Source organism: Clostridium sp. AM25-23AC, from assembly GCF_003435125.1.
Taxonomy (GTDB): domain Bacteria; phylum Bacillota; class Clostridia; order Lachnospirales; family Lachnospiraceae; genus Pilosibacter; species Pilosibacter fragilis.
Map to the genome: position 1 here is coordinate 1 of NZ_QWGI01000011.1, position 25,825 is coordinate 25,825.

The 25,825-nt window shown below is 48.2% G+C and carries 25 protein-coding genes; 19 read left to right on the forward strand and 6 right to left on the reverse strand.

What is annotated here, in order from left to right; translation table 11 throughout:
• Positions 1 to 328, forward strand: a 328-nt coding sequence (locus DW677_RS18525; RefSeq protein ID WP_207658982.1) for a hypothetical protein, incomplete at its 5' end; no start/stop codon positions are given.
• A 279-nt stretch (positions 329 to 607) separates the two neighbouring features.
• A complete protein-coding gene (locus DW677_RS08200; protein WP_015552230.1) occupies positions 608 to 1,639 on the forward strand; it encodes a 3-deoxy-7-phosphoheptulonate synthase in 1,032 nt (343 codons plus the stop codon).
• A 148-nt stretch (positions 1,640 to 1,787) separates the two neighbouring features.
• Here DW677_RS08200 and DW677_RS08205 read toward each other — a convergent pair whose 3' ends face one another.
• From DW677_RS08205 to DW677_RS08220, 4 genes are all read right to left on the reverse strand, one after another.
• Positions 1,788 to 2,684, reverse strand: coding sequence for a DNA glycosylase (locus DW677_RS08205; RefSeq protein WP_117566877.1), 897 nt, complete (start codon positions 2,682 to 2,684; stop codon positions 1,788 to 1,790).
• Positions 2,685 to 2,702: 18 nt separating this feature from the next.
• Positions 2,703 to 2,987 carry a helix-turn-helix transcriptional regulator gene (locus tag DW677_RS08210; RefSeq protein ID WP_015552232.1) on the reverse strand — a complete coding sequence of 95 codons (285 nt, stop codon included), beginning with the start codon at positions 2,985 to 2,987 and terminating at the stop codon, positions 2,703 to 2,705.
• 277 nt (positions 2,988 to 3,264) lie between these two features.
• Complete coding sequence (locus DW677_RS08215) at positions 3,265 to 3,657, reverse strand: thioesterase family protein (protein ID WP_117470492.1); 393 nt, start codon at positions 3,655 to 3,657, stop codon at positions 3,265 to 3,267.
• Between the two features lie 314 nt (positions 3,658 to 3,971).
• On the reverse strand, positions 3,972 to 4,211 hold the full coding sequence (locus tag DW677_RS08220; protein WP_242992134.1) for a hypothetical protein: 240 nt from the start codon (positions 4,209 to 4,211) through the stop codon (positions 3,972 to 3,974).
• A 305-nt stretch (positions 4,212 to 4,516) separates the two neighbouring features.
• Between DW677_RS08220 and DW677_RS08225 the strand changes: the two genes are divergently transcribed.
• From DW677_RS08225 to DW677_RS08275, 11 genes are all read left to right on the forward strand, one after another.
• Complete coding sequence (locus DW677_RS08225; RefSeq protein ID WP_117470494.1) at positions 4,517 to 5,146, forward strand: lactate utilization protein; 630 nt, start codon at positions 4,517 to 4,519, stop codon at positions 5,144 to 5,146.
• A 23-nt stretch (positions 5,147 to 5,169) separates the two neighbouring features.
• On the forward strand, positions 5,170 to 5,559 hold the full coding sequence (locus DW677_RS08230; protein ID WP_117485612.1) for a zinc ribbon domain-containing protein: 390 nt from the start codon (positions 5,170 to 5,172) through the stop codon (positions 5,557 to 5,559).
• A 3-nt stretch (positions 5,560 to 5,562) separates the two neighbouring features.
• Positions 5,563 to 6,258, forward strand: a complete 696-nt coding sequence (locus DW677_RS08235; RefSeq protein ID WP_117470496.1) for an MBL fold metallo-hydrolase — start codon at positions 5,563 to 5,565, stop codon at positions 6,256 to 6,258.
• Positions 6,259 to 6,271: 13 nt separating this feature from the next.
• The gene (locus DW677_RS08240) at positions 6,272 to 7,495 is read left to right on the forward strand and encodes a hypothetical protein (protein ID WP_117470497.1); all 1,224 of its coding nucleotides are present in this window, start codon (positions 6,272 to 6,274) and stop codon (positions 7,493 to 7,495) included.
• Positions 7,496 to 7,528: 33 nt separating this feature from the next.
• Positions 7,529 to 7,903: a VOC family protein gene (locus DW677_RS08245; protein WP_117470498.1), complete on the forward strand. Its 375-nt coding sequence runs from the start codon at positions 7,529 to 7,531 to the stop codon at positions 7,901 to 7,903.
• Positions 7,904 to 8,036: 133 nt separating this feature from the next.
• Entirely contained in the window at positions 8,037 to 9,311 is a 1,275-nt protein-coding gene (locus DW677_RS08250) for a dihydroorotase (RefSeq protein ID WP_181968326.1), read from the forward strand.
• Positions 9,312 to 9,459: 148 nt separating this feature from the next.
• Positions 9,460 to 10,146 (forward strand): YjjG family noncanonical pyrimidine nucleotidase, encoded by a 687-nt coding sequence (locus tag DW677_RS08255; RefSeq protein ID WP_117485614.1) that lies wholly within the window; start codon positions 9,460 to 9,462, stop codon positions 10,144 to 10,146.
• Positions 10,147 to 10,435: 289 nt separating this feature from the next.
• A complete protein-coding gene (locus tag DW677_RS08260) occupies positions 10,436 to 11,260 on the forward strand; it encodes a hypothetical protein (protein WP_117470500.1) in 825 nt (274 codons plus the stop codon).
• A gap of 191 nt (positions 11,261 to 11,451) precedes the next feature.
• On the forward strand, positions 11,452 to 12,951 hold the full coding sequence (gene malQ / locus DW677_RS08265; RefSeq protein ID WP_117485618.1) for a 4-alpha-glucanotransferase: 1,500 nt from the start codon (positions 11,452 to 11,454) through the stop codon (positions 12,949 to 12,951).
• A gap of 358 nt (positions 12,952 to 13,309) precedes the next feature.
• Positions 13,310 to 13,522: a cold-shock protein gene (locus tag DW677_RS08270; protein ID WP_015552243.1), complete on the forward strand. Its 213-nt coding sequence runs from the start codon at positions 13,310 to 13,312 to the stop codon at positions 13,520 to 13,522.
• Between the two features lie 309 nt (positions 13,523 to 13,831).
• On the forward strand, positions 13,832 to 15,469 hold the full coding sequence (locus DW677_RS08275) for an ATP-binding cassette domain-containing protein (RefSeq protein ID WP_117470501.1): 1,638 nt from the start codon (positions 13,832 to 13,834) through the stop codon (positions 15,467 to 15,469).
• A 155-nt stretch (positions 15,470 to 15,624) separates the two neighbouring features.
• On the opposite strand, the gene DW677_RS08280 is transcribed toward DW677_RS08275, so the two are convergent.
• Both DW677_RS08280 and DW677_RS08285 read right to left on the reverse strand, forming a co-directional pair.
• On the reverse strand, positions 15,625 to 16,983 hold the full coding sequence (locus DW677_RS08280) for an MATE family efflux transporter (protein ID WP_117566879.1): 1,359 nt from the start codon (positions 16,981 to 16,983) through the stop codon (positions 15,625 to 15,627).
• 129 nt (positions 16,984 to 17,112) lie between these two features.
• Entirely contained in the window at positions 17,113 to 17,670 is a 558-nt protein-coding gene (locus tag DW677_RS08285; RefSeq protein ID WP_117485622.1) for a DUF1003 domain-containing protein, read from the reverse strand.
• A 374-nt stretch (positions 17,671 to 18,044) separates the two neighbouring features.
• Between DW677_RS08285 and DW677_RS08290 the strand changes: the two genes are divergently transcribed.
• From DW677_RS08290 to DW677_RS08315, 6 genes are all read left to right on the forward strand, one after another.
• The gene (locus DW677_RS08290) at positions 18,045 to 18,599 is read left to right on the forward strand and encodes a biotin transporter BioY (protein WP_021905875.1); all 555 of its coding nucleotides are present in this window, start codon (positions 18,045 to 18,047) and stop codon (positions 18,597 to 18,599) included.
• A gap of 636 nt (positions 18,600 to 19,235) precedes the next feature.
• Positions 19,236 to 20,552, forward strand: a complete 1,317-nt coding sequence (locus tag DW677_RS08295) for an amidohydrolase (RefSeq protein ID WP_117470504.1) — start codon at positions 19,236 to 19,238, stop codon at positions 20,550 to 20,552.
• 2 nt (positions 20,553 to 20,554) lie between these two features.
• Complete coding sequence (locus DW677_RS08300) at positions 20,555 to 21,730, forward strand: BMP family ABC transporter substrate-binding protein (RefSeq protein ID WP_021904439.1); 1,176 nt, start codon at positions 20,555 to 20,557, stop codon at positions 21,728 to 21,730.
• 396 nt (positions 21,731 to 22,126) lie between these two features.
• Complete coding sequence (locus DW677_RS08305) at positions 22,127 to 23,683, forward strand: ABC transporter ATP-binding protein (protein WP_117566970.1); 1,557 nt, start codon at positions 22,127 to 22,129, stop codon at positions 23,681 to 23,683.
• Entirely contained in the window at positions 23,676 to 24,722 is a 1,047-nt protein-coding gene (locus tag DW677_RS08310) for an ABC transporter permease (protein ID WP_117503706.1), read from the forward strand. Before DW677_RS08305 ends, DW677_RS08310 begins: the two co-directional genes overlap by 8 nt.
• A 3-nt stretch (positions 24,723 to 24,725) precedes the next feature.
• Positions 24,726 to 25,676 (forward strand): ABC transporter permease, encoded by a 951-nt coding sequence (locus DW677_RS08315; protein WP_117566881.1) that lies wholly within the window; start codon positions 24,726 to 24,728, stop codon positions 25,674 to 25,676.
• Positions 25,677 to 25,825: the final 149 nt, after the last annotated feature.

Sequence of the window (25,825 nt, forward strand, 5' to 3'; positions counted from 1 at the left end):
AAGTTTCTTTATATTATTTTATCTAGCACAACAGGTTAAATCAGAAAAAATGAACTTAGAGCCAGAAAAGGTGAGATTTATGTGTTTGCGCACTGTTTGCGCCCGCAAACACAAGCATCAATCGGCATGTAAACTCCTTTCTTTATCTGGGTTTCGAGAGATGACAGGAGGTTCAAATCTGGTTGTCGCCTCTCTTATGAGAGCCTCAGAATCCTTTGTTTATAAGGACTCTGAGGTTTTTGTTTTACCAGAAAAAGTATGCAAAATATATGCGGGCAAGCGGGACGCAAACAGATTGAGGAAGGAGCATCGAAAAAAAGAAATATAGAGACATAAGTACTTGAAGTCCTAAAAAAAGTGTACTATAATAATAAATGTCCCGCACTGACATATGTGCAGCGCGGGACATTTTTAGAAATGGACACATCAGCAGTTAAAAGCGATAAAGTGCTTAAAAATAAAATACGTGCTTAAAAGGTGATAATTTGGTTTTGCCAGCATTTGGATATTGAATGATGCAGTCTGGAACAGTTGGTTCGCGGTTCATATTCGATATAGAAAGGCAGGGCTGAATCTACATGAAAATAATATTTTGGGGGAGAAAATTATGTCATTCAATTACAAAAGTTTACTTCCGACACCGGCGCAGATCAAGGCGGAATTTCCGCTGACACCGGAGTGCGTAGAGTTAAAAGCGGCAAGAGATAAAGAGGTTGCGGATGTTATCACGGGAAAGAGCAAAAAGTTCCTCGTGATCATTGGACCGTGCTCCGCGGACCGCGAGGACGCTGTATGTGAGTACATGAGCCGTCTCGCCAAGGTAAATGAGCAGGTTAAGGATAAGCTGGTTATCGTACCGCGTGTATACACAAATAAGCCGCGTACCACAGGCGGCGGATACAAGGGAATGCTTCATCAGCCGGATCCAGAGAAGAAGCCGAATATGTACGAAGGACTTGTAGCGATTCGTAAGCTTCATATGCGCGTGATCGAGGATTATGGATTCACGACAGCCGATGAGATGCTGTATCCGGAAAATTACAGCTACCTTTCCGATGTACTTTCCTATGTCGCGATCGGTGCGCGTTCTGTTGAGAACCAGCAGCACCGCCTTGTATCCAGCGGTATGGACGTTCCGGTTGGAATGAAGAACCCGACCAGCGGCGACCTCGGTGTTATGTTAAATGCCGTTTACGCTGCACAGCATGGTCATGATTTTATCTACCGTACATGGGAAGTTGAGACAAAGGGTAATCCGCTGGCGCACACGATCTTAAGAGGCGCAGTCAGCAAGCATGGTCAGTGTCTGCCGAACTACCACTATGAGGATCTGGAGCTTCTCTACAGCCTGTACCAGGAGAGAGAGCTGTTGAATCCGGCCTGCATCGTTGACGCAAACCACTCTAACTCCAACAAGCGCTACATGGAGCAGATCCGTATCGTGAAGGAAGTTCTTCACAGCCGCCGCCACTCTGAGGAGATCCATAATTTCATCAAGGGCGTTATGGTCGAGAGCTACTTAGAGCCGGGCAGCCAGAAGATTGGCGAGCATATTTACGGAAAATCCATCACGGATCCGTGTCTTGGATGGGATGATACGGAGAAGCTGATCTATGATATTGCGGATGAGATCAAATAAGAGATAGAAATTGTCGGTGCCGGCACATGAAATGTGTGCTGGGAACGGGAAATAGAGTAAATATTAAGCCATCGGGATGAAAGTGAAAATTATCATTCCGGTGGCTTTTTATAGTCGTGCATCTGGAAGAAGCTGCCGGCAGCAGGTCCTAGACGTTAGCAGTCTGGGCTGCTTTTGATGAGAACTCTCTCTCATAAAAGAAGATATACTGCTGCAGCACACCGGCGAACCCCGGATATTTCGAGAAATTTTCTTCGATCAGCGCCTCGCAGAGCCGTGATTCGGGAATATGACTGGTGCAGCGGCTTTTCGGGGCATACTCCCGCAGCAGGATCTTTTTGATCCAGGTGTCCACCGGGAAGGCACCGATATGGTGCAGACCGAAGAGGCAGATGCAGTTGGCAACTTTGACGCCTATGCCGTAGCAGGAGAGAAGAGCTTCCATGGAGTCGGAATAATTCAGTCCCCGCAGACGGTCAAGATCCATCTTTCCGGAGCAGACGTCTTCGCAGGTTCGCTTGATATACTTGGCACGGTAACCGAGCTTTAAGGCGAGGAGATCATCCAGGGAGGCGTGGTTTAACTCTTCAGGAGTTGGAAACGCATAATAATATCCGGAAGACAACTCATGCCGCGTTCCATATTTCTCACTCAGCGCCTCCACTAGCGCTCGGATCGCCGGAATTGTCTTTTGTTGTGAGATAATAAAGGTGATGATCATCTCCCAGAGATCCTGGTTCAGGATCCGTATTCCACTGCCGAAAGCCGCCGCTTTTGAAAGATATTCATCCGCAGGGTCAACAGTGCGGATATAAGCACCATAATCCGTCCCAAGATCAAAATAATGATTCCAGAATGCAGACTCGTCATCGGGACAGTGAAAAATCACCTCATCCCTATTCTGCTCCACAATAAGAAAATGTCCGCTGCTGATGACCCGGTAAGCTGTCTGCGGATCATTCGGGGCACAGGGAATCATACGGAAACACTGACCGGAGTCGGCGATCTGGCGGAGGTTGAAGTTCTTTAAGTTTTTTGAAATCATAGAGTACCTCCTGGCTGGTCAGCGGGTCTGCCTAGGAACAAAAGAAATTTTTAAAGTCATTCCCATTCCTTCGGCAAGGCGCTGAAGCAGTTTGATGGATGGATTTCGACTTCCATTTTCCAGACGGCTGATCTCAGTCTGGTTGATTCCTGTTCTTTCGGAAAGTTCTTTTTGCGTCATGTTCTGACTGATTCTGGCATCGATAATTGCCCGGATGATATCCATTTCCGGTTGAATCTCGTCATATGCGGCGGAAAAATCTGGATTTTGCATTTTCTGTTTTTTATATTCCTGAAGTGTCATGCATGTCCTCCTCTGAATATAGTTTCTTTTTCTCAAAAGTGCGGTCAATAATTCTTTCTTTGGTGTTTTGTGTGTCTCCTTATATGATATGAGATATATCTCAATAAGTCAATGGAATTGTAATTTAGAAATAAAAAAGGTTAATAAATCATGAATCAAAAGATTTGATAAAGATTAAAAGAACCAGATTAAAACGAATTGAACATCAGAAGAATATTTATGAAATAAAAAAGAAAGTTGTCTCCCGCCAAATTTAGAGATGGCGGGAGACAAAAAATTATTCAGCAAGTGCCTTCTTGTTCGCTTTCGCCTGGAACTTTTCGTTCTGGATAATAAAGCGCTCGTGGCGGCCTCCGCCGATCTTTCCTTTGGCGTCGTAAGCGGCAACATCGAATACGAGACGACGTCCGTCTACCTCGACAAGTTCAGTCTCGCACCATACGGTCATTCCAAGCGGTGTCGGTGCGTCGTGTGTTACGTTTAAGAGTGTACCCACAGTACCGCAGCCCTCGTCGAGCTGATCAGCAACGCTCATCCAGGCGGTCTTTTCCATTAAAGCGGTCATAGCCGGTGTCGCGAACACGTCGAGTGTGCCGCTTCCCATTGTTTTTGCGGAGTTTGCGTCAGAGACAACAACCTCCTGTCTTCCTTTTATTCCAGTTTCCAGCATAAGTTTGTCCTCCATGATTAAATGAATACCGTAACTGTTCAGTACCCTCACAGTTACGCGCAAAAATCCATTCTAAATCGGCTGTGTCGATAGGATTTTTGCCTTCTAGTCTAAGTTTTCTTACGGTCAGCGAAGTAAATGCGCAGACCTACTGAATAGTTACTGAATACCACAGTTTACAATACCGGAGATCCTGACAGTGACAGCAAAGATCCGGGATTTAAACCGGGGAAGTGTGATCAGCGCGGCGTTTTCCCGCCTGACACTGACATATAAAGTATAGAATACTCGTACACGAATTGCAAGAAAAAGACTTACTGGTCTGTGATCATTTTTTTCAGATTCTCAAAAAGCTCCAGATCGGATTTGGTCACACGGATGTTGGAGGCGAGTTCTTTGCCATCCGGTTCGATAACCTTAAATTCGATGATCATGTTTTCCTGTATGCCATGTTTGTAGACCGCACGCCAGAAAGCCGGGAATTTCGGGTGGTTTCTGATAAAGGTCTGCCAGGAGTTTTTGAACTGCAGAAACATCATTGGATTTATACTCAAAATATCTTCCTCTTTCCTAAAATTGTGTTTCAGGTAGTCACGCAGCGGGTCGGATGGACGCCGATGCCACTGTTTGCGCAAGGCACGAACAGTAACATGCTGATGGATTCCAGTATAAAATATTTGAGCAGGAATTGCAAGATATGGGAATAGTATGCTACAATTAGCACTGAGAAAGTGGTTACTGTATACGAATAGGAATTATCTGAACTGAAAATTCCGTACAATACAGTGGTGGATTTTACCGATTTGGAATGCGAAGCATCGGGAAAACGATGGTCAGGCAGTTGTAAAGGAGAGATACGATGTTGGAGGACGCAAAAAAACGGATGGCAGAAAATGTCATTTGTAATTTGAAAAAAAGAAATATGGAGGGAATCTATTGCCGGGATAAGAAAGAGGCAGTGGAAACGGTACTCTCGCTGATCGAACCCGGTGCTTCCATCGGCTGGGGCGGCTCGGCATCGATCCGGGAGCTGGGGATTCTGGCTGAATTGGAGAAATCCGGACATGAGATGCGGGATTATCCGATGAAAGATAAAGAGACGATGGGAAATCCTTCATATCTCGGCTCCTGCAGTGCGGACTGTTTCCTTATGGGAACGAATGCGATCACTGTAAAAGGCGAACTGGTCAATATTGACGGTGCGGGAAACCGTGTGGCCTGTCTGATCCATGGACCCAGACAGGTGATCATTGTTGTCGGAATGAATAAGCTGGTGCGGAGTATTGAGGATGGAATCGACCGGATCCAGACGCAGGCTTGTCCGATCATTGCAGATGCTACCGGCCGGAAAACGCCATGTGGTGTAAAGGGAGTCTGCATGGACTGTCAGTCCCCCGACTGTATGTGCTGTTCGATCGTTGTTACACGGAGATCCCGATATGACGGACGGATCAAGGTTGTAATCGTTGGGGAAAATTTAGGCTATTAAAATAAGATTACTGGAGGAACCCAATGTTTTTTATTGGCGGAATTACTCAGGGGACAAAAGAGCTGGTTTATAACGCGGCGGCGATGATCTGTGGCCGCTGCGGGAGATATGGACGGTATCAGGTGTTTATGACCTATATGTGCCTGTCCTTTTTCTTTATTCCGATCTTTAAATGGGGACGGAAATATTATGTGAAGACAAGCTGCTGCGGGACCATTTACCAGCTGGACGAGGAAGTCGGAAAGCGGATCGCCGCAGGAGAGGATGTTTCGATCCGTGAGGAAGATCTGACGCTCGTCTCAGAGGGACATGACGATCCGGCCTGGGACGTGCCGTTGAAGCGGTGTTCGAACTGCGGTTATGAGACGAAGGAAAACTTTGAATACTGCCCGAAGTGCGGAAAGAGGTTTTAAGACATGAAGATCACATACATTCATCACAGCGCGTTTCTCGTGGAGACGGAGTCGGCGTACCTGCTGTTTGACTATTTCCAGGGGAAGCTGCCGGAGTTTTCGGAGGAAAAACCGCTCTATGTGTTCGCCAGTCACAGACATCCGGATCATTTTTCAAAGGTGATCTTTGAACTGGAGGAGAAACATCCGAAGATCCATTATATTCTGGCATTTGATATCTGGAGTAAGCGGGTTCCGGAATCTTGTAAAGGAAAGACAGAATTTTTAAATCCGGGGCAGATACTGGATGACGGAACGCTGAAGGTCGAGGGATTTAAGTCCACGGATGAGGGCGTCGCGTTCTGGTGCAGTGTGGATGGCCTGGAGATCTACCATGCCGGAGATTTAAACCACTGGTACTGGGATGGGGAAGATCCGCAGTGGAATAAGAATATGACGAAGGCTTACCGGGAGGAGATCGCAAAGATGCATGGCAGGAAGGCGGATATTGCGTTTTTACCGCTGGATCCGAGACTCGGTGAATATTTTTACTTGGGAATCGATGATTTCGTGAAGGAAGTCGACGTGAAACATATTTTCCCGATGCACTTCTGGGGGGAATACGATGTGGCGGAGCGGCTGAAAAAAATGCCGTGTTCGGCGGGATACCGTGACAGGATCGTTGAGATCCATGAAGAGGGAGAAGGCTGGGAAATCTGAGAGGGGGAATAAAATGCAGCTTGCGACCTCAATGAATATCGGAAAAGTGATGGATGAAGAAGCGAAAAGAGAACGGTTTGCTTCCTGGTACATTACATTACCTGGAATTCCTGAGTACGAAAAAGAAATGATAGAGAAGTCATTGAAATATAACGTGTGGAAAGAACTCATAACACTATTCGTTATTTATATGATCTTATCATTGACATGGTTTTTCGGTGCTGGGCTGTATGATCCTTTTCAGAGCATAACGGGCTATAAACTCACAGGAAAAAAGAATGTCATCGCAGTTGTACAGGAAGATGGACAGTCATTGCGTCTGAAAGATCCAAATAAAGGTGAGCATGTACAGTATACACTTGCCGAACTTGGAATGGATCCGGTACAGTATTCTTACGGAAACAGGCTTCAGACATACTGGGAGAAGGAAACGGATGGTGAGTATCATTTCCTTGCCATACTGCCGGAAAAACAGGTATCGAAAATAGAAGGCCTTTATTACGGGGTGATAGGAGTCGGATATTTTACGATTCTTATTGGCGGAATCAGCGTATTTTTCATTCGAAGGAAGCGGTACACGGGATGGTTCCCGCGTTTCTACGATAGGCTGGAAAAGTTTTATTCAGAGCATGCTGTCTGGAGAAAGTACAGTGTTGAAGAGGGATATGACACGATAGATGCCATTATTGCTTACGGAAATAAAAATCAGCCATCCTTTGTAAAAGAATTTTCTTGTACCCGGCTTACAAGAGAGGACGAGAAGAAAAAGAAATCAAAGATAATCGCTGTATGGTTGACGACTATAGCTGGCATGACAGGAATCGTACTGATCATTTCACTGCAGGTGAGTATTGCGTCAGAAATCGAACAAAGGAAAAATGAGGCAAGGACGGCAGCTGTTTTAGAAAAACTGCAGGCTGCGATCAACGGAAAAAGGTCCGGTCCGGATGATGGATCAGAAGATTACAACTATGCAGATATGATCGACCGGGCGAGAAATACATTTCCGGAAGAAGATGTTTACTACAAGCTTCTGACAACGGAAGAGTACGTTTCGTTAATCGTCACAACAAAGAAAAAACAAAATGTCTGCTTTGACCGGTATGTACCGGTACATGGCTCGATTGGCGAAGAGGGAACAGAGTATAAGCTTGAAATTTCTATGGTATCGGACGCAATCCAGCCGGATGATATTTTACATAATTATACAGGGATTCTTTTGTCTACGATACCGTAATGTGAAACAAGTATAATTTGAGAGGAGAACACCATGAAATTCACATTTGCGCATAATAATTTTAATGTCATAGATCTTGACAAGTCCTTAAAATTCTATGAGGAAGCTCTTGGATTAAAGGAAGTAAGAAGAAAAGAAGCGGCGGACGGGAGCTTTATCCTGGTATACCTCGGAGACGGCGTGACACCGCACCAGTTAGAGCTCACATGGCTCAGGGACTGGGAGAAAGATCACTATGATCTTGGAGACAACGAGTTCCATCTTGCATTCCGGGTAGATGATTTCGAGGCGGCTCACGCAAAGCACAAAGAGATGGGATGCATCTGCTTTGAAAATGAGAAGATGGGGATCTATTTTATCACAGATCCGGATAATTACTGGCTGGAGATCGTTCCGACGAGAAAATAATGAAAAGGTCCGACAGCCAGACATATGAAAAATTCACACATCAGGCAGAAATGACGGAAACTGTTCTCACTGGAAAAATAGCAGCCGGTCAGAGATAGGAAACATAGAAACAGATAAAACAGGAGGAGCTAAGATGATTCTGATTAAAAACGGACGAGTAGTAGACGCAAAGAGCAATACCGACGGGATCCTGGACGTTGTCATTGATGGCGGAAAGATAAAGACCATCGGAAAAGTGGAAGATGATGGAAGCTATGAGCAGGTGATCGACGCAGACGGCTGTGTCGTAGCGCCGGGCCTCATTGACGTCCATGTTCACTTCCGCGATCCGGGACTTACATACAAAGAGGATATCCAGACAGGCTCCGCCGCAGCGAAAAAGGGCGGATACACAACGGTTGTCACCATGGCAAATACAAAACCGCCGGTAGACAATGTGGAGACCGTAAAATATATCATCGCAGAAGGAGAGAAGACAGGCATCAATGTTCTTCCGGCCGCATGCGTTTCTGTTGGAATGAAGGGGCAGGAGCTCACGGATATGGACGCCTTAAAGGCAGCAGGAGCTGTTGGATTTACGGACGATGGAATCCCGCTGATGAACGAGAAACTCGTCTACGAGGCCATGAAGAAGGCGAAAGAGTTAAATGTACCGCTGAGCTTCCATGAGGAAGACCCGGCATTCATCTCCGAGAACGGAATCAACGCAGGTGCAGTCGCAAAAGAGCTTGGAATCACAGGTTCCCCGGCACTTGCTGAGGATTCTCTCGTGGCCCGTGACTGCATGATCGCACTGCACACAGGTGCGTCAGTCAATATCCAGCATATCAGCTCCGCCACATCTGTAAAGGCTGTGAAGTTTGCGAAAGAGCTTGGCGCAAACGTGACAGCGGAGGTCACACCTCACCATTTCACATTAGATGAGACCGCTGTTTTAGAACATGGCGCAATGGCGAAGATGAACCCGCCCCTTAGAACCGCGAAGGACCGCGAGAGAATTATTGAAGGAATCAAGGAAGGCTCCATCGATATGATCGCCACCGACCACGCTCCGCACAGCGCGGAGGAAAAGGCAGTTCTTCCGGTATGGAAAGCACCGAGTGGAATCATTGGTCTTGAGACTGCTCTCGGCCTTGCGGTGACAGAGCTTGTGAAGAAAGGCCACTTGACTACCATGCAGCTTGTGGAGAAGATGTGCGTGAATCCGGCGAAATTATACCATTTTGATAAGGGATATCTCGCGGAGGGCAAAGATGCGGATATCGTGATCTTCAATGAGAACGAGGAATGGACCGTTACAGATGATGAGATCGCGTCCAAGTCCCACAACACGCCGTTTATCGGAACAAAGCTTTTCGGTCGTGTGAAGTATACGATCTGCGGTGGAAAGATTGTATACAAGGATTAAGAACATACAGCAGAGCTCCCTGGCATCGGGCTGATAAGACTCAGAGAGTCCGGTTGGAGCTGGATCCGGGGAGTGCAGCGGTTTTCAGCAATGCAGGAGGAGGCAAAGCTGAGAATTGTGAGAAATAAAGAACAGGAGCAAACAAGTTATGAAAAAATACCAGGTGCTTCTTTTTGATGTGGATGGAACACTTCTGGATTTCGACAAGGCGGAGAAGATCGGCATCGAGCGGGTACTCACCCACTTTGGCGTACCGGCTACAGAGGAGAACATGCAGAAGTACCACCATCTGAACAAAAGCTACTGGCAGAAGTTGGAGCGCGGGGAACTTACGAGAGAGCAGGTGTTAAGCCTGCGATTTGAGGATTTCTTCAGTGACTTCGGAATCAAGGTAAATGGCGCTGAGGTCGATGGATTGTACCGCCAGACATTAAATGAGAGTGCGTTTCTTTTAGACGGAGTCATGGACCTCCTTAATGGCTTAAAGAATCGCTATGAGCTTCATATCGTTACAAACGGCGTCGCTGAGACCCAGTATAAACGCCTCGCGGTAGCAGGTCTGGACAAGCTGTTTAAGGGAATCTACGTTTCTGAGGAATCCGGATACCAGAAACCGCAGCAGGAGTACTTCGATTACTGCTTTGAAAAGATGGGCAGAAACGACGTGGAGAACATGCTGATCATCGGCGACTCCCTGACTTCTGATATCCGTGGCGGAAACAACGTGGGGATCGATACTCTGTGGTACAACCCGCACCATCAGGAGAATACAGCCGGGGTGCATGTGGATTACGAGGCGGATACGTTGGAAAAGATAGGTGAGATGCTGAGTTAATTTCGGAAAGACAGCAGCAGGCAATTTTTCTGAAAAGTTATGTAAACTAAAAGTACCCGGAATGAGATAAAATCCATGGAAAATCATTTTGAAGGCTGGTTTTACTGCTGGTACCTTTCAAAATTGCAAAAAGTCATAGCAATACTGAGAAATATTGTCAGACATCTTGACAAATAAGAAGATTTTTCTTATAATTAAGCTTTCCCGGAGAGCATTGTCCGCCGCATATGGATCCGGTGAAGGGACAGAAAGAGCGGCGGCGAATATATAGAAATGAGGGGTGTATTTCATGAACAAGAACACGACAGATATCACATTATCGGCTTATTTTAATGACATCGTAATCGGATACTACGAGGACGAGGATCTTGTAAAACAGTTTGGAAGACAGCTTGGTTTCGACGTGGATATGGACACCTTTATGGCGGTCTCTTTCCAGTATCCGTCTGATATGAATGTAAAACCGGAAGACCGCGAGAAACTCACAGACGCTGCAAACGCGATCATCGCGCTTTCCGATATCAACAAGAAGATCGGCGGAAAGCAGATCATCACCTGTGACAGCGGCGTATGCGTGATCCTGATCATGAACGACAAATCCGCAATGCGTGACCTGATCCCGCAGATCAAGGAGACAGCCCTTGAGCAGGTAGAAAAGATCAATTCTGACAGAAAGATCCGCGTCGGCATCGGTACGATCGAGAGCGGAATCAAGGGAATCAAGCATACATACATCAATGCCCAGGATGCGGTAAAGGCCGGCGAGATCTTCAAGAAAGACCGTGTGATCCTTGAATACATGGGTATGGAGATTTACAGCAGCATCAACCAGATGGTTGTAAACTTCGGTGACCGCCTTACCAGAACCGTTTTAAAACAGCTCGGTGAGACTGAGAAGCGGGTTCTCGCGAAATACTACAAATGCAAAGAGGACATCGCTGAGACTGCAAGACAGCTCGGAATGTCTGAGGATGATGTAAAGACAAGCTTAAATATGGTCCGCATCAATACCGGACTTGACGTAAACGATACAGAGGATAACTTCAAGCTCCACTTTATCATGATCGCGAAGAAAGTCCTTGAAAACGACGAGAGAATCAAGAAGAATCGTTAATTCACCAGAAAGTTTCTGTTGCTGTCTGCCAATGGCATGAACAGCGGAGTGTAGAAGGTGGACGATACAGAAGAAATCAGCAACAGCCCTGCGCATAATATGTGCCGGGCTGTGAGCCGTTATGGACGGTAAAATGCTGAATGGTAAAAGATAAACAGGCGGGGATCTGCCGGACAGAAGGGGATACAAATATGAAGACAATGCTGGAGCGCGGAGCCGGAATTCTGATGCCGGTGTCAAGTCTGCCGTCACCATACGGAATCGGTACATTTGGCAGTGCGGCCTATGATTTCGTGGACTTCTTAAAGAAAGCAAGACAGAAATACTGGCAGGTTCTGCCGGTGGGACCGACAAGCTACGGGGATAGCCCGTACCAGTCATTTTCCGCTTTTGCGGGAAATCCGTACTTTATCGATCTGGATACCCTGGTGAAGGAGGGACTTCTCACACAGGACGAGATCAACGCCTGTTACTGGGGGGATAATCCGACCCAGGTGGCGTACGACGCGGTGTTCTGGTACCGGTTTCCCCTGTTGAAAAAGGCGTACGCGAGAAGTGAGTACCGCGAGGAACAGGGCTACGAGAAGTTCTGTATGGACAGCTGGTTCTGGCTGAATGATTACGCATTTTACATGGCGTTAAAGTTCCATTTTGATAATAAAGAATGGCTGGCATGGCCGGAAGATATCCGGTTCCGGAAGAAAGAAGCGGTGGAGTCCTACCGAGAGGAATTGAAGGACGAGATCGACTTCTGGAAGTTTTTACAGTATAAATTCTACCAGCAGTGGGGAAAGCTCCGCGCGTATGCGAACGAGCAGGGAATCTCCATCATCGGAGATATTCCGATCTACGTGGCGCTTGACAGTGCGGACGTCTGGACCCATCCGGAGTTATTCCTTTTGGATGAGGAGAACCTGACCCCACTCAAGGTTGCCGGAGTTCCGCCGGACGCCTTCAGTGAGACGGGACAGCTCTGGGGCAATCCACTTTACCGATGGGATGTTCAGGAGAAGACTGATTTCGCATGGTGGAAAGAGCGCATGAAAGCGTCTGCCCGCCTGTATGACGTGGTCCGCATCGACCACTTTATCGGTGTGACCCAGTATTACGCGATCCCGGCGGGTTCTGAGGACGGAAAGACCGGTGAGTGGTTAAAGGGACCGGGAAAGAAGCTTACAGATGCCATCAACATGGTCATCGGTGACACGAAGATCATCGCGGAGGATCTTGGAATCTTTGTTCCGGAGGTCAAGGAGCTTCTTGAGGAGACAGGATATCCGGGAATGAAGATCATCGAGTTCGCCTTCAGCGGCGACCGCTTCAACGAGCACCTGCCGCATATGTACTCCCCGAATTCCGTCGTTTACGGCGGAACCCATGACAACGAGACCCTGGTGGGCTACTTTAAGCCGGAGGCGCGCCAGTGGTGGGAGTTGCAGTATATCGCAGACTACATGGGTGTCTCCCATCAGCATGAGGTCGTAGACAAGGTCTTAAAGACCGCCTACGCGTCTGTAGCCAGCGTTGTGATCTTCCAGGCGCAGGATGTCTTAAAGCTCGATAGCTGGGCGAGAATGAACACGCCGGGTACGGTGGGAAACAACTGGAGATGGAGAATGAAACCGGGCGAGCTGACGCAGGATCATATCAACCATCTGTCATGGCTGGTCGATACATTCGGACGGTTTTAGATCGAAAAAAATGCAAAAATCACGGTAGAATTACCGAAGGGAAAAGTCAATTTTTGTCGAGAAAAACAGATGTTTGCGGTACGCGGCACAGTGCCGAGAAATAAGGAAAAACGGGCGGTTCGTAAGGATAAAACAGACCGCCCGTTTCTTGGAAATTCGATTGACACAAGACCAGAAGTGTGATATTGTTAAGTTAATTCCGATGCACTATTGAACTCACATGTTTTTGTAAGTCATTTGCGCGATACGATGAATTACAAAAGCATGTGAGTTTTTTGAAATAAAGACCAACAGCGATGTGTGGGGATTTCCAATAGTCTTAGTACGGAAAAATTCAATTTTTTATGGAGGTACCAAAATGAACAACGGTACAGTTAAGTGGTTCAATTCTGAGAAAGGCTACGGATTCATCTCCAACGATAATGGCGGCGACGACGTATTCGTACACTTTTCCGCAATCGTAGGCGACGGCTTCAAGACTCTTGAAGAGGGCCAGAAGGTTACTTTCGACACAGAGCAGGATCCGAAGAACAGCAAGAAGCTTCGCGCTGTTAACGTAGTTAAACTCTAATTCGAATAGAAGAGAAACTAAGAGAACTGCCGTTCCGAGTTGTACTTGGAGCGGCAGTTCTTTTGTTGGATAGGATTTTTCCTTGAAAAACAGGCTTTTTTCGCGAAAAGCCTTGCAAAAACTTGTGTTCTTTAATAGAATAAGAAGGACTTTGATAACTGACCGGCAGGCTGGAGACATTTGCGGAAGGTTATCGTTTTAAGTTCTGCCAGGGTTTAGATCCGAGGCAGGCTGTTTGTGCCCGGCGCGGGGGATGCGCTAAGGCGCATTTCACAGATACCCCTTGTCAGTTAAAAGGAGATTTAGAAAATGATTAGTGCAAATAATGTGACACTCCGTGTCGGAAAAAAAGCTTTATTTGAAGACGTAAACATTAAATTCACAGAAGGAAACTGTTATGGTCTGATCGGTGCCAACGGTGCCGGAAAGTCCACATTTTTAAAGATCTTATCCGGTCAGCTCGAGCCGACAAACGGTGAAGTTGCGATCACTCCGGGTCAGCGTCTTTCCTTCTTACAGCAGGATCACTTTAAATACGACGAGTACACAGTTCTCGACACTGTTATCATGGGAAACAAGCGCCTTTATGACATCATGAAGGAAAAAGACGCAATCTACATGAAGGAAGAGTTCACAGACGAGGATGGAATCAAGGCTGCAGAGCTTGAGGGAGAGTTCGCTACCATGAACGGATGGGAAGCGGAGTCCGACGCTGAGAACCTGTTAAACGGTCTTGGTATCGAGACAGACCTCCACTATAAAACGATGAAAGACCTTCTCGGACCGCAGAAGGTTAAAGTTCTCCTCGCCCAGGCATTATTCGGAAACCCGGATATCCTGCTCCTCGATGAGCCGACGAACCATCTGGATCTCGACGCGATCGCATGGCTTGAGGAGTTCCTGATCAACTTCGAGAATACCGTTATCGTGGTATCCCATGACCGTTACTTCTTAAACAAGGTCTGCACACAGATCGCCGACATCGACTACGGCAAGATCCAGCTCTATGCCGGAAACTACGATTTCTGGTTCGAGTCCAGCCAGTTGATGATCAAGCAGATGAAGGAAGCAAACAGAAAGAAAGAGGAGAAGATCAAAGAGTTACAGGAGTTCATCCAGAGATTCTCCGCCAACGCTTCCAAGTCCAAGCAGGCGACTTCCAGAAAACGTGCGTTAGAGAAGATCGAGCTTGACGAGATCCGCCCGTCCAGCAGAAAATACCCGTATATCGACTTCCGTCCGGCCCGTGAGATCGGAAACGAGGTTCTCTCCGTTGAGGGACTTACAAAGACCATCGACGGCGTAAAGGTTCTCGACAATATTTCCTTTACCCTGGGAAGAGAGGACAAGGTTGCCCTTGTAGGACCGAACGAGCTTGCGAAGACCACACTCTTCAAGATCCTCTCCGGTGAGATGGAGCCGGATTCCGGAAGCTACAAATGGGGCCTCACAACGACTCAGGCGTACTTCCCGAAGGATAACAGCGCAGAGTTCAACAATGATGATACGATCGTAGACTGGCTGACCCAGTACTCCCCGGAAAAAGATGTCACATATGTCCGCGGATTCCTCGGAAGAATGCTGTTTGCCGGTGAAGACGGCGTAAAAAAGGTAAAAGTTCTCTCCGGTGGTGAGAAGGTGCGCTGCATGCTCTCCAAGATGATGATCTCCGGCGCGAACGTACTGATGTTTGATGAGCCGACTGACCATCTGGACATGGAGTCCATCACAGCCCTGAACAACGGAATGAAGAAGTTCCCGGGCGTGATCATCTTCTCCTCCCGTGACCATCAGGTCGTAGAGACGACTGCAAACCGTATCATGGAGATCATCAACGGCCAGCTGATCGATAAGATCACGACCTACGACGAGTACCTTGAGAGCGATGAGATGGCGAGAAAGAGATTCACCTATACGATCACTGAGAGTGAAGAGAATGATGACTGATTCTGCCGCCTGAATTGAGCTAGAAAATGGCAGTGTAAACTGTCTGCAGACATAAAAAACAGAGCATATATTCAACCATACCCTATGTAAAACATTGGCATGCGAAGATATATGCTCTGTTTTTGCGTATTTACACTTAGTTTTGGCGGAACCGGTTAATTAGCCCCGGCTTTCGCCAGAACCTTCTTCATCGAAGTGAGATACACGATCGCCGAAGCAATCGGTCCAAGGATATCAGATACCGGTTCTGCGTAAAACGCCGCTTCAGCTCCGAACATCGCGGGAAGCAGGAACAGGGATACGAAGTATGCGCCTTTTCGAAAGAAGGAAAGCGGCAGGGCAACCTGTACCTGACCAAGACCGGTGAAACCGTCGACGATCTCGTACTGGAATGCCAGCGGGATGATCGCCAGAGTGAAGATCCGGATCGCCCGGAGCGCTTCTGCGGCAACGACCGGGTCTGCTGTAAAGAGACGGACAAACAGGACGCCGATGGTACGCGCAAGGACGAAGAGCAGAGTGGTGTATGCCGCAGCAAGGATAAAGATGTACTTCTGCGCACTCATTACTCGGTCGGTCTTTCCGGCTCCGAAATTGTAGGCAAGAACAGCCTGAGTTCCGCTGGTGATACCGCCGAGAGGCATGGTGACTACGAGCATGAAACTCTGGGCAATGGTTGCGCAGGTGATCAGAAGGTCTCCGCGCTCCGCACCGCCGTATTTTTGCAGGATCGCGTTCATGGTGATGATCATGACGTTATCCATGGCGATGATGATAAATGGGGTAAAGCCGATGGTGAGCACTCTGCGGATCAGCCGCCAGCTGTAACCGCCGAAGGTGATGCGCACCGGCATATTTTTCCCGAACAGTGTCCTCAGGACGAAAGCGCAGCTCGCCATCTGGGAGATGACGGTTGCGACGGCGGCACCGGAGACGCCCATGTGGAGGCCGAAGATGAAGATTGGATCCAGAATGATGTTCAGCACCGCGCCGAGGATGACGGAGTACATGCCGGTCTTTGCAAAGCCCTGACAGATGATAAACTGGTTCATACCTGTGGACATCAGCGCGAATACAGTTCCGGTCAGATATATCGTAAAATATGCGTTTGCGTAGGGCAGTGTGATATCGCTGGCACCGAAATACCGCAGCATCGGAATGCGGATCGGGTAGACGCAGGCCACCATGAGGATGGAACATACTGCCAGCATGAGGAAACAGTTGGCGAGGATCCGCTCGGCGGCCTTTTTATCGCCCTGTCCCATCTTCATGCTCATAAGCGGGGCACCGCCGATTCCCACGAGAAACGCGACGGAGCCGACCATAGTGACTACCGGACCGCAGACACCGGCCCCCGCCAGTGCCATGTCGCCGGAGCCGGGGATATTTCCGATATACATGCGGTCTACGATACTGTAAAGGACGCTGACAAACTGTGCCAGCATACTGGGAATTGCGATCCGGACGACGAGTTTTTTTATGTCGTCACGGCCGAGATCATTTTCTGCAGCCATAATAAAACTCTCCTGTATAAAATCCGCAGTACAGAAAAACTGTACTGCGGAATATTTGTGTACTTGCGTGAAGATGTAGATTGTCGCAAGTGACCGCGCGAATGTGCCAAGGCACATTCTTATTTTGTATTAAGCATTGTGGATAGAGGATTCGGCTTTTGGCGTGTCTATAGCCTTGCCGATCTGTTCCAGCATATCCAGACGATGGTTGATCTTTTTCTGGTTTTCGATGATCAGATCCATTTTTTTGTGCAGGTCATCGATAATGAGTTCACTCTTTAAATTGACCTTAAAGTCGTTTTCCGCGCGTTGTCTGTCCTTTGCCTCCTGTCGGTTCTGGCTCATCATGATAAGGGGAGCCTGAATGGCAGCAATGCAGGAAAGTACCAGATTTAAAAGGATAAACGGGTAGGCATCAAAGGCCTTCGTTCCAAGGATAACGTTGACAGCCATCCATCCGACCATGACAGCGATAAAGCTGAAGATAAATGCCCAGCTTCCGGCAAATTTCGCTACTGCGTCGGATGCTCTCTGGCCGAAGGACAGCTTTTCTGTCTCATTGGAATTTTCTGTGATGTTTGTCATGATCAGCTGATGGATCAGCTCTTCATCTGTAAATTCCTGATCAGTCCTGTTCAGGAGTTCCCGGATGATTTTTTTTCGTTCGTTTCCGCTTTTCATTTTCATAGTGAATCTCCTTATGTCCGGCATATAAAACGCGTGCAGCGCATCGGTGATGCATGCGGACACTGCTCTGTACTGATAACTGGTAACTGCTAAATTCTCCCAGTTGGCGGTGGGAGGACAAGTACATAGAGTATAGCACGTTTTCCTGGGCGGGTAAATGGCACACAGGAAGATTATAGGCAAAAAAGAAAAGGGGAAAAATGTAAACCAAATAATAAAAACGGGTTGACAAATGCACGGAATCTGCGTATGATAGGAAAAGAATCGATCAGAACAATTCCATTTTGTGATATGCGTACCGGAATGTAGAATTTAAGAACGATAGAATTTAAGATCCGGCGGCAGAAATGATGGATGTTGGGAGGAAAACAAAGATGGAAAAGACAACAGCAAAACACATGTCCACCGCGCAGATGACGGTGACAGCACTTATGACAGCGATTACCTGTATCCTGGCACCGATGGCACTTCCGATTCCGATCAGCCCGGTACCGATCAGCCTGACAAACCTTGTCATCTTCTTTATGGCGTATATTCTCGGAATGAAGCTTTCCGTAGCGAGCTATGTATTATACCTGCTCTTAGGAACAGTAGGACTTCCGGTATTCTCCGGATTTAGTGGCGGTGTCGGTAAGCTTCTCGGACCGACCGGCGGCTACCTGATCGGATTTATCTTTCTGGCAGCGATCGCAGGCTTCTTCGTTGAGAAGTTTCCGGCAAAGATCTACATGCATGTAGTCGGAATGATCATCGGAATGGCGATCTGCTATATCTTCGGAACCGCATGGCTTGCGGGACAGCTCGGAATGAGCTTCGTGGCAGCTCTCGGCGTCGGCGTTATCCCGTATCTTCCGGGCGACACAGCGAAGATCATCATTGCGATCATCGCGGGTCCGCAGATCCGCAAGGCGGTTTCCAGATTTATGTAGGCTGGAAAGTAAGTGTTCAATAGGTCTGCGCATTTACTGCGCTGACCGTAAGAAAACTTAGAATAGAAGGCAAAAATCCTATCGGCACAGCCGATTTGGAATGGATTTTTGCGCGTAACTGTGAGGTACTGAACAGTTACGCTGGAAAATATTAATCAGGTATTTCATAAAAAATCATACATCCTAAATAAAGATTCACAGCGAAGATCATAGAAAATGATTTGCTGTGAATTTTTATTTATGTTGAAAAACGTACGATGCTGGCTTCTTATAGCTGATGCGGTGAATGACCCAAATAAGTGTTTACATGGAATCCCGATGTTGATAAAGCATAGTATGTTGACATTTATTAGCATATGAACAAATTATTTATAAGCAGTACAAATATATATTTTGTACTACGGAACAAAAGCCTAAAACTGTCAAAAAAACAAAGAAAAATCTTGACATCTGCCCATAAAACTCGTTATGATATTTTCTGCACTATACTGACTCATTAGTTGCCTGAGTAACCCGTAAAAAAGTCTGCATTTGCAGACCTTTTTTGTGTAATGGGGACTTCTAAGGAATTTCAGGCAGACTGTCGTGAAGGGCTCTGCATCCGGCCTGCACAGGTATAGTGAAGGAGGAAACACCATGAAATCAGTTCATGAAGCATTAGATCAGATCCTGCCGGAGATCATCGCAATGAGCGAAGATATTTACTGTCATCCGGAGCTCGGATTTAAGGAGTTCAGAACAAGAAAAAAGGCGATCGAGGCACTCGACAAGGCGGGGATTCCGCATGAAGATGTCGCATACACGGGAATCCGGGCAGTCTTAGATTCCGGAAAGCCGGGGCCGAATATCGGCCTGATCACGGAATTCGACGCGGTTCCGACCTTCGGACATCCGTACGCCAGTGAGGACAGCTGCGCGGCTCATACCTGCGGCCACTACGGTCAGCTGGGCGTTATGATGAGCTTATTTTTAGCCATCAGGGAATCCGGTATGTTAAAGGATCTCTGCGGAAAGGTCACACTTCTCGTGACGCCGGCGGAGGAGTTCTGCGATATGGATTACCGGAAGGGGCTTATTAAGGAAGGAAAGATCTCCCACCCGTCAGGCAAGCAGGAGATGATCGCCACAGGCATTTTTGATGATGTGGACATCATGTTATCCTGCCACGCTATGGGGATCGATATGACAAAGTATCATGCGGAGATCGGTTCCAGCTTAAACGGCTTTATCATGAAGCGGGCAATCTTTACAGGAAAGGCGTCCCACGCAGGAGCGAACCCGGAAGGCGGCGTAAACGCGCTCAACGCGGTAAACCTTGCCATGACAGGGATCAACTTCCTGAGAGAGACTTTCCGAGCAGATGACGCGATCCGCGTCCATTTCTATGTGCCGGAAGGTGGTCAATCCGTCAATACGGTTCCGGGAAGAACACAGCTTGAGATGTATGTCCGGGCGAAGACAGTTCCGGCGATCTTTGAGACAAACGCGAAAGTGACCCGCGCGATCCGCGCCGGAGCACTTGCGATCAACTGTGATCTTGAGATCCAGGATACACCGGGATATTTCCCGCTCCATCAGGACGAGAACCTGACAGAGCTTGTGAAGAAACACATTTTAGATTATATCGACGAGAGCATGATCGCCCAGGGAACCCACGGCTTCGCTTCCGGAGATATGGGAGACTTATCCCTTATGTGGCCGATCGTTGAGATCGGTGTTGCCGGATTTGAGGGCAGCATCCACGGAAAAGATTTTAAGACGGCGGATCCGGAGCAGGCATACTGTGTCCCGGCTCATTATTTTGCAGATACCGTGGCAGATCTCTTATCCGACGGCGGTGCGTCCGCGTGGAAGATCAAAGAGGCGTTCAAGCCGGTGATGAACAAGAAAAATTATCTGGAAACTCTGGATAGTTTGAATAAATCAACTTTTTACGAAAAGGAGAACAACTAATTATGAAAAAGAAATTCTTATGCAGCACACTTGCAATGGCGATGGCAGCTTCCATGCTGTTTGGATGCGCAAGCGAGAGCAAGACCGAGACAACCGCAGCAGCAGGCGAGACAACCGCAGCAGCTGCTGAGACAACTGCAGAGGCAGCAAAGGCTGAGACAAACGGTGAGAAGTTAAAAGTAACACTTCTTGTTACCGGCTCCTTCGGCGATAAGGCATTCAACGACTCCGCACAGGCTGGTATGGAAAAGCTTGAGGCTGAGCTTGGCGATAAGGTTGAAGTAAACATGGTCGAGATGGGCAGCGACAAGACAAAGTTCGAAGGTTCCATGTTAGACGCTTGTGAGTCCGATGCAGACCTTATCATCACAGGTCTCTGGGACATGAAGGAAATCACAGAGAAGGTTGCTCAGGAGTTCCCGGAGAAGAAGTTCATCATCTTCGATACAGATGTTGACTACACACTTGGTGACTTAAGCAACGTATACTCCATGAGCTACAAGCAGAACGAGGGCGCATTCCTTGCAGGCGTTCTTGCAGCAAGTGCGACAAAGTCCGATATGGAATACGCAAACGAAGACAACGTGATCGGTTTCGTAGGCGCAAAGGATACAGCAGCCGTTATCAACGACTCTGCAGTAGGCTTTATCGAGGGCGCTCAGTTCGTAGATCCGGATGTGAAGGTACTTGTTTCCTACGTTGGTTCCTATGTTGACTCCGCAACAGCAAAAGAGCTTGCGATCACTCAGTACTCCAACGGCGCTGACGTTGTATTCGTAGCAGCAGGTCCGGCATCCGTAGGTGTTATCGAGGCAGCAGCAGAAAGCAAGAAGTACTGCATCGGCGTTGACTCCGACCAGGCGCTTGCTTACGAGGGCAAGGATGAGGCAAACTTCATCATCTCTTCCGCGATCAAGGGCGTTGGCGACAGCATCTACAATGCAGTTGAGAAGGCAGTTGATGGAACACTTCCGTATGGTGAGTACCAGATCCTTGGTATCGAGGACGGCGTTGTAGGCCTTGCTGACAACGATATTTATCAGTCTGCAGTATCTGAGGATGCAAAGAAAGCCGTTGAGGATGCAAAAGAGAAGCTGCTCGCAGGCGAGGTTACCGTTGATTCCGCTTATGGTATGGATGAGGCAACTCTGAAGGGAATCATCAACGGAGCTCAGTAAACCCCATCTCCAGTTGAGACATGCACCGGATCGATCGTAGAAAGGTGTTGCAAGCTTGCTTGCATAAGCCTTTTTACGTTCGATCTGGTATATGGGCAACGCCCATAGCTTCTTGTTTTCATGCCAATGAAAACAAGAAGAGGCATGTCGGAGCAGCGAGTATATGTCTCCTGTATTCATGCGGAGAGATATAGGATACGTTGGAATCGTCTGGTCCCCGGAAACTCTGGGGAACGGGCCGTCCATCGCCCCATATCTACCCGCGAATCGCAGGAGATTTTTACATTTATGCGGGCGCAGTCCAATGTCCGCATTTGCAATATATTTGCGATTCAGGCAGTTACGAACAGGAACCACTTTCACAGGCAGACAAAGATGCCTTACTTGGAGGAAACAATGGAGCAGGAGATCATTTTAGAGGCCCGGAACATCACAAAAGTCTATCCGGGCGGCGTTGTGGCAAACCATAATGTCAATCTGCAGATCAAAAAGGGGGAGATCCATGCCCTCGTCGGTGAAAACGGCGCGGGAAAATCCACCTTAATGAAGATGCTGTTTGGCATGCTGGCACCGACGGAGGGCCAGATCTTCGTGGATGGAAAAGAGGTACACTTCTCATCATCCAGCGATGCGATCGCGGCCGGACTCGGCATGGTACACCAGCATTTCATGCAGGTTCCGTCCATGACCGTTGCGGAGAACCTGATTCTCGGCGCGGAGACAGGAACTGCATTTAAAGTAGACCGGAAAGAGGCGGTGCGAATCACCGCGGAGCTTTCCGACAAATATAATCTGAAGGTAGAGGCAAAGGAAAAGGTCGAGGACATTTCTCTTGCCATGCGTCAGAAGCTTGAGATCTTAAAGGCACTCTACCGGGGTGCCCATATTCTGATCCTGGACGAGCCGACAGCCGTGCTGACACCACAGGAAACAGAAGAATTATTTGAACAGTTAAAGCTTTTAAGAGAAAACGGCCACACGATCATCTTTATCTCCCACAAATTAAACGAAGTCAAGGCACTCTGCAACCGTATGACGATCCTCCGGGACGGAAAGACCATGGGAACATACGAGATCTCCGATCTTGATGAACAGGAGATCTCCCGCCTGATGGTTGGCCGCGATGTCAGCCTGGATATTGAAAAGGAAGAGATGGAGCCGGGAAAGACCGTATTCTCCGTGAAAGATATGGTCTACGTGGACCAGTTCGGAAAGACGAGACTGGACCATGTTTCCTTCTCTATCAAAGAAGGCCAGATCTTAGGAATCGCAGGAATCGACGGAAACGGTCAGTCAGAGCTCGTGGAAGCCATTGTCGGAACCTTAAAACAGCAGCAGGGAACGATTACAATGAATGGAAAGGATATCTCCAACGCCCCGGTGCTCGCACGCCAGGAAGCGGGAATCTCCCATGTTTCCGAGGACCGTATGAAATTCGGCACGGCTCCGAAGCTTTCCCTGGAGGACAACGCGATCTCCAAGGTCTACTATACCGATAAATTAAAGACCCACGGACTCCTGGACAGTAAAAAGATCAGCGAGTTTACGAACCGGATCTTAAAAGAGTTCCTTGTAAAATTCGATAACTCCAAGCAGTCCATCGCGGAGCTCTCCGGCGGTAACGTCCAGAAGGTCGTTGTGGGACGTGAGTTCGATTATGAGCCGGATCTTCTGATCATGAACCAGCCGACCAGAGGTATCGATGTCGGAGCCATCGAGTTTATCCGTAAGAAGATCGTGGACATGAGAAGCAGAAAGAAAGCGATCCTGCTTGTATCTGCGGATCTGAGCGAGATCCTTTCCTTAAGTGATACGATCCTTGTCATGCATGAGGGCCGCATCGTCGGTCATATCTCCGATGTGAAAAATACGTCAGAGAATGAGCTCGGTCTTTATATGCTGGGTGTAAAAGAAGATTCCAAGGAGCAGATCGGAGGTGCTTACTGTGAATAAAAAATTTACGATCGTAAGACTTCTCTGCGCGTTTGCCATTGCCATCGCCTTGTCGGTAGCGGTGATCTTCGCAGTCAGTGAGGAGCCGGTGACCGCGATCTATAACCTGTTTTTAGGACCGCTGCAGTCCAAACGTCACTTTTTTGAAGTGTTTGCCAGCAGCGTACCGTTGATCTTTACGGGACTTGCCCTGGGACTTGTATTCAAGTCCGGCAACTTCTCCATGATTGCGGACGCATGTCTCTACACGGGCGCTGTTGTGACAGCGGCTCTCGCCATCAAGACATCCCTGCCGTTCGCAGTACACCCGATCGTGATCATGATCGCGGCTGCGGCTGTGGGTGGGCTGATCGGAAGTATCCCGGCGCTCTTAAAGGTGTATTTCCACACGAATGAGCTGGTAACTTCCTTAATGTTCAACTACGTGTTCTTTTACCTTGGAATCTACAACGTGACAAAGTTCCTTGCTGACCGTGAGGCGGGAACCTTTGCATCGAAGAAATATCAGGCAACAGCATCTCTCGGAAAGCTGATCTCCGGAACGAACTTCCATGTGGGATATCTCATCGCCATTGCAGCGGTGATCCTGTTATATATTCTTGTATACAAGACGAAGTTTGGTTATGAGGTGCGCATCTCAGGAAGCAACCCGGAGTTCGCGAAGTATTCCGGAATCCGTACCAGCCGCGTCATCATCATGACCCAGGTCATTGCGGGTGCCGTTGCGGGTCTTGGCGGCGCAGTCGAGCAGATGGGAATGTACCAGCGTTTCAACTGGCAGGATTCCCCGTCCTATGCGTGGGACGGTGTTATCATTGCGATCCTGTCCGGCAATAATCCGAAGATGGTGCCGTTCGCGGCATTTTTCCTCGCATATATCCGCGTCGGTGCCGACTTAATGTCGAGACGTTCTGACGTCCAGAACGAGCTGGTTTCCATTATCCAGGCAGTTCTGATCCTGTTTGTGACGGCCGAGCGGTTCATGGCAGGCTGGAAACAGCGCGAGGAAGCGAAAAAAGCACTGAAAGGGGAGGCGTAACAGATGGGAATCTTACAGGAAATTTTAAAAACATTGAGTCTCCCGGAGTTCTATTTCGCAATGTTTCGAAGCGCGACACCGGTGCTTTTAACGACACTGGGGGCTATGATCTCCTCGAGGTCCGGAACCAGCAACATCGCCCTTGAGGGAACGATGCTGATCTCCGCCTTTGTTGGCGTTGTCGTCAGTGCATTTTCCCAGAGCGCATGGGTTGGATTTTTGGGCGCGGTGCTTGCAGGCTTTATCGTCAGCAACATCCTCGCCTACTTTATCCTGAAATTAAACTCCAACGCGGTCATCTCAGGTATCGCGTTAAACACCTTCGCCTCCGGCGGAACGATCTTTGTCCTGTACCTGATCACAGGCGAAAAGGGTGCGTCCACATCCCTGCCGTCCTTAAAGCTCCCGAGTGTGACGATCCCGGTAGTCAAGGATATTCCGGTGATCGGTGCGGTGCTCTCCGGACATCATGTCCTGACCTACGCGGCGCTGATCCTGGTGGCAGTTGTGTGGTACATGTTTAAGTATACAAGACTCGGCATGCATATCCGTGCCGTTGGTGAGTCCCCGGATGCGGCGGAATCCGTCGGAATTCCGGTAAAAAGGATCAAGTACATCGCCCTCTGCTTAAGCGGAATGATGACAGGCATGGCAGGCGCGTTCCTGTCCATGGGATATGTGGGACTCTTCTCCTCCGGTATGACAGCGGGGCGTGGTTACATCGCTCTGGCAACCCAGGCCATCGCGGCGGGAAATGCCGTGATCGGCATGCTGGCATCTCTGTTATTCGGATTCTGCCAGAGTCTTGCGAACTATCTCCAGAACTCTTCGATCCCGCTGCAGTTTATCCAGATGATGCCGTATCTGATCATTATTATTGCGTATACGGTTTACTGCGCGATGGTGGAGCACAATAAGAAGAAAAAACAGATGAAGGCGGCGGCCGGGAAATAAATTTGCTATTACTCACCACCTAAAGAGGTGGGAGTCTTCTCGACTGAGATAAAAAACGGCAGCAGAGTGCGGCCGGAAAGAATTGATGCAAGCAGCTCCTGACATAGGGGCTGCTGTGTAGTAATTTAGAGGATTTGTGCAGTGATTGT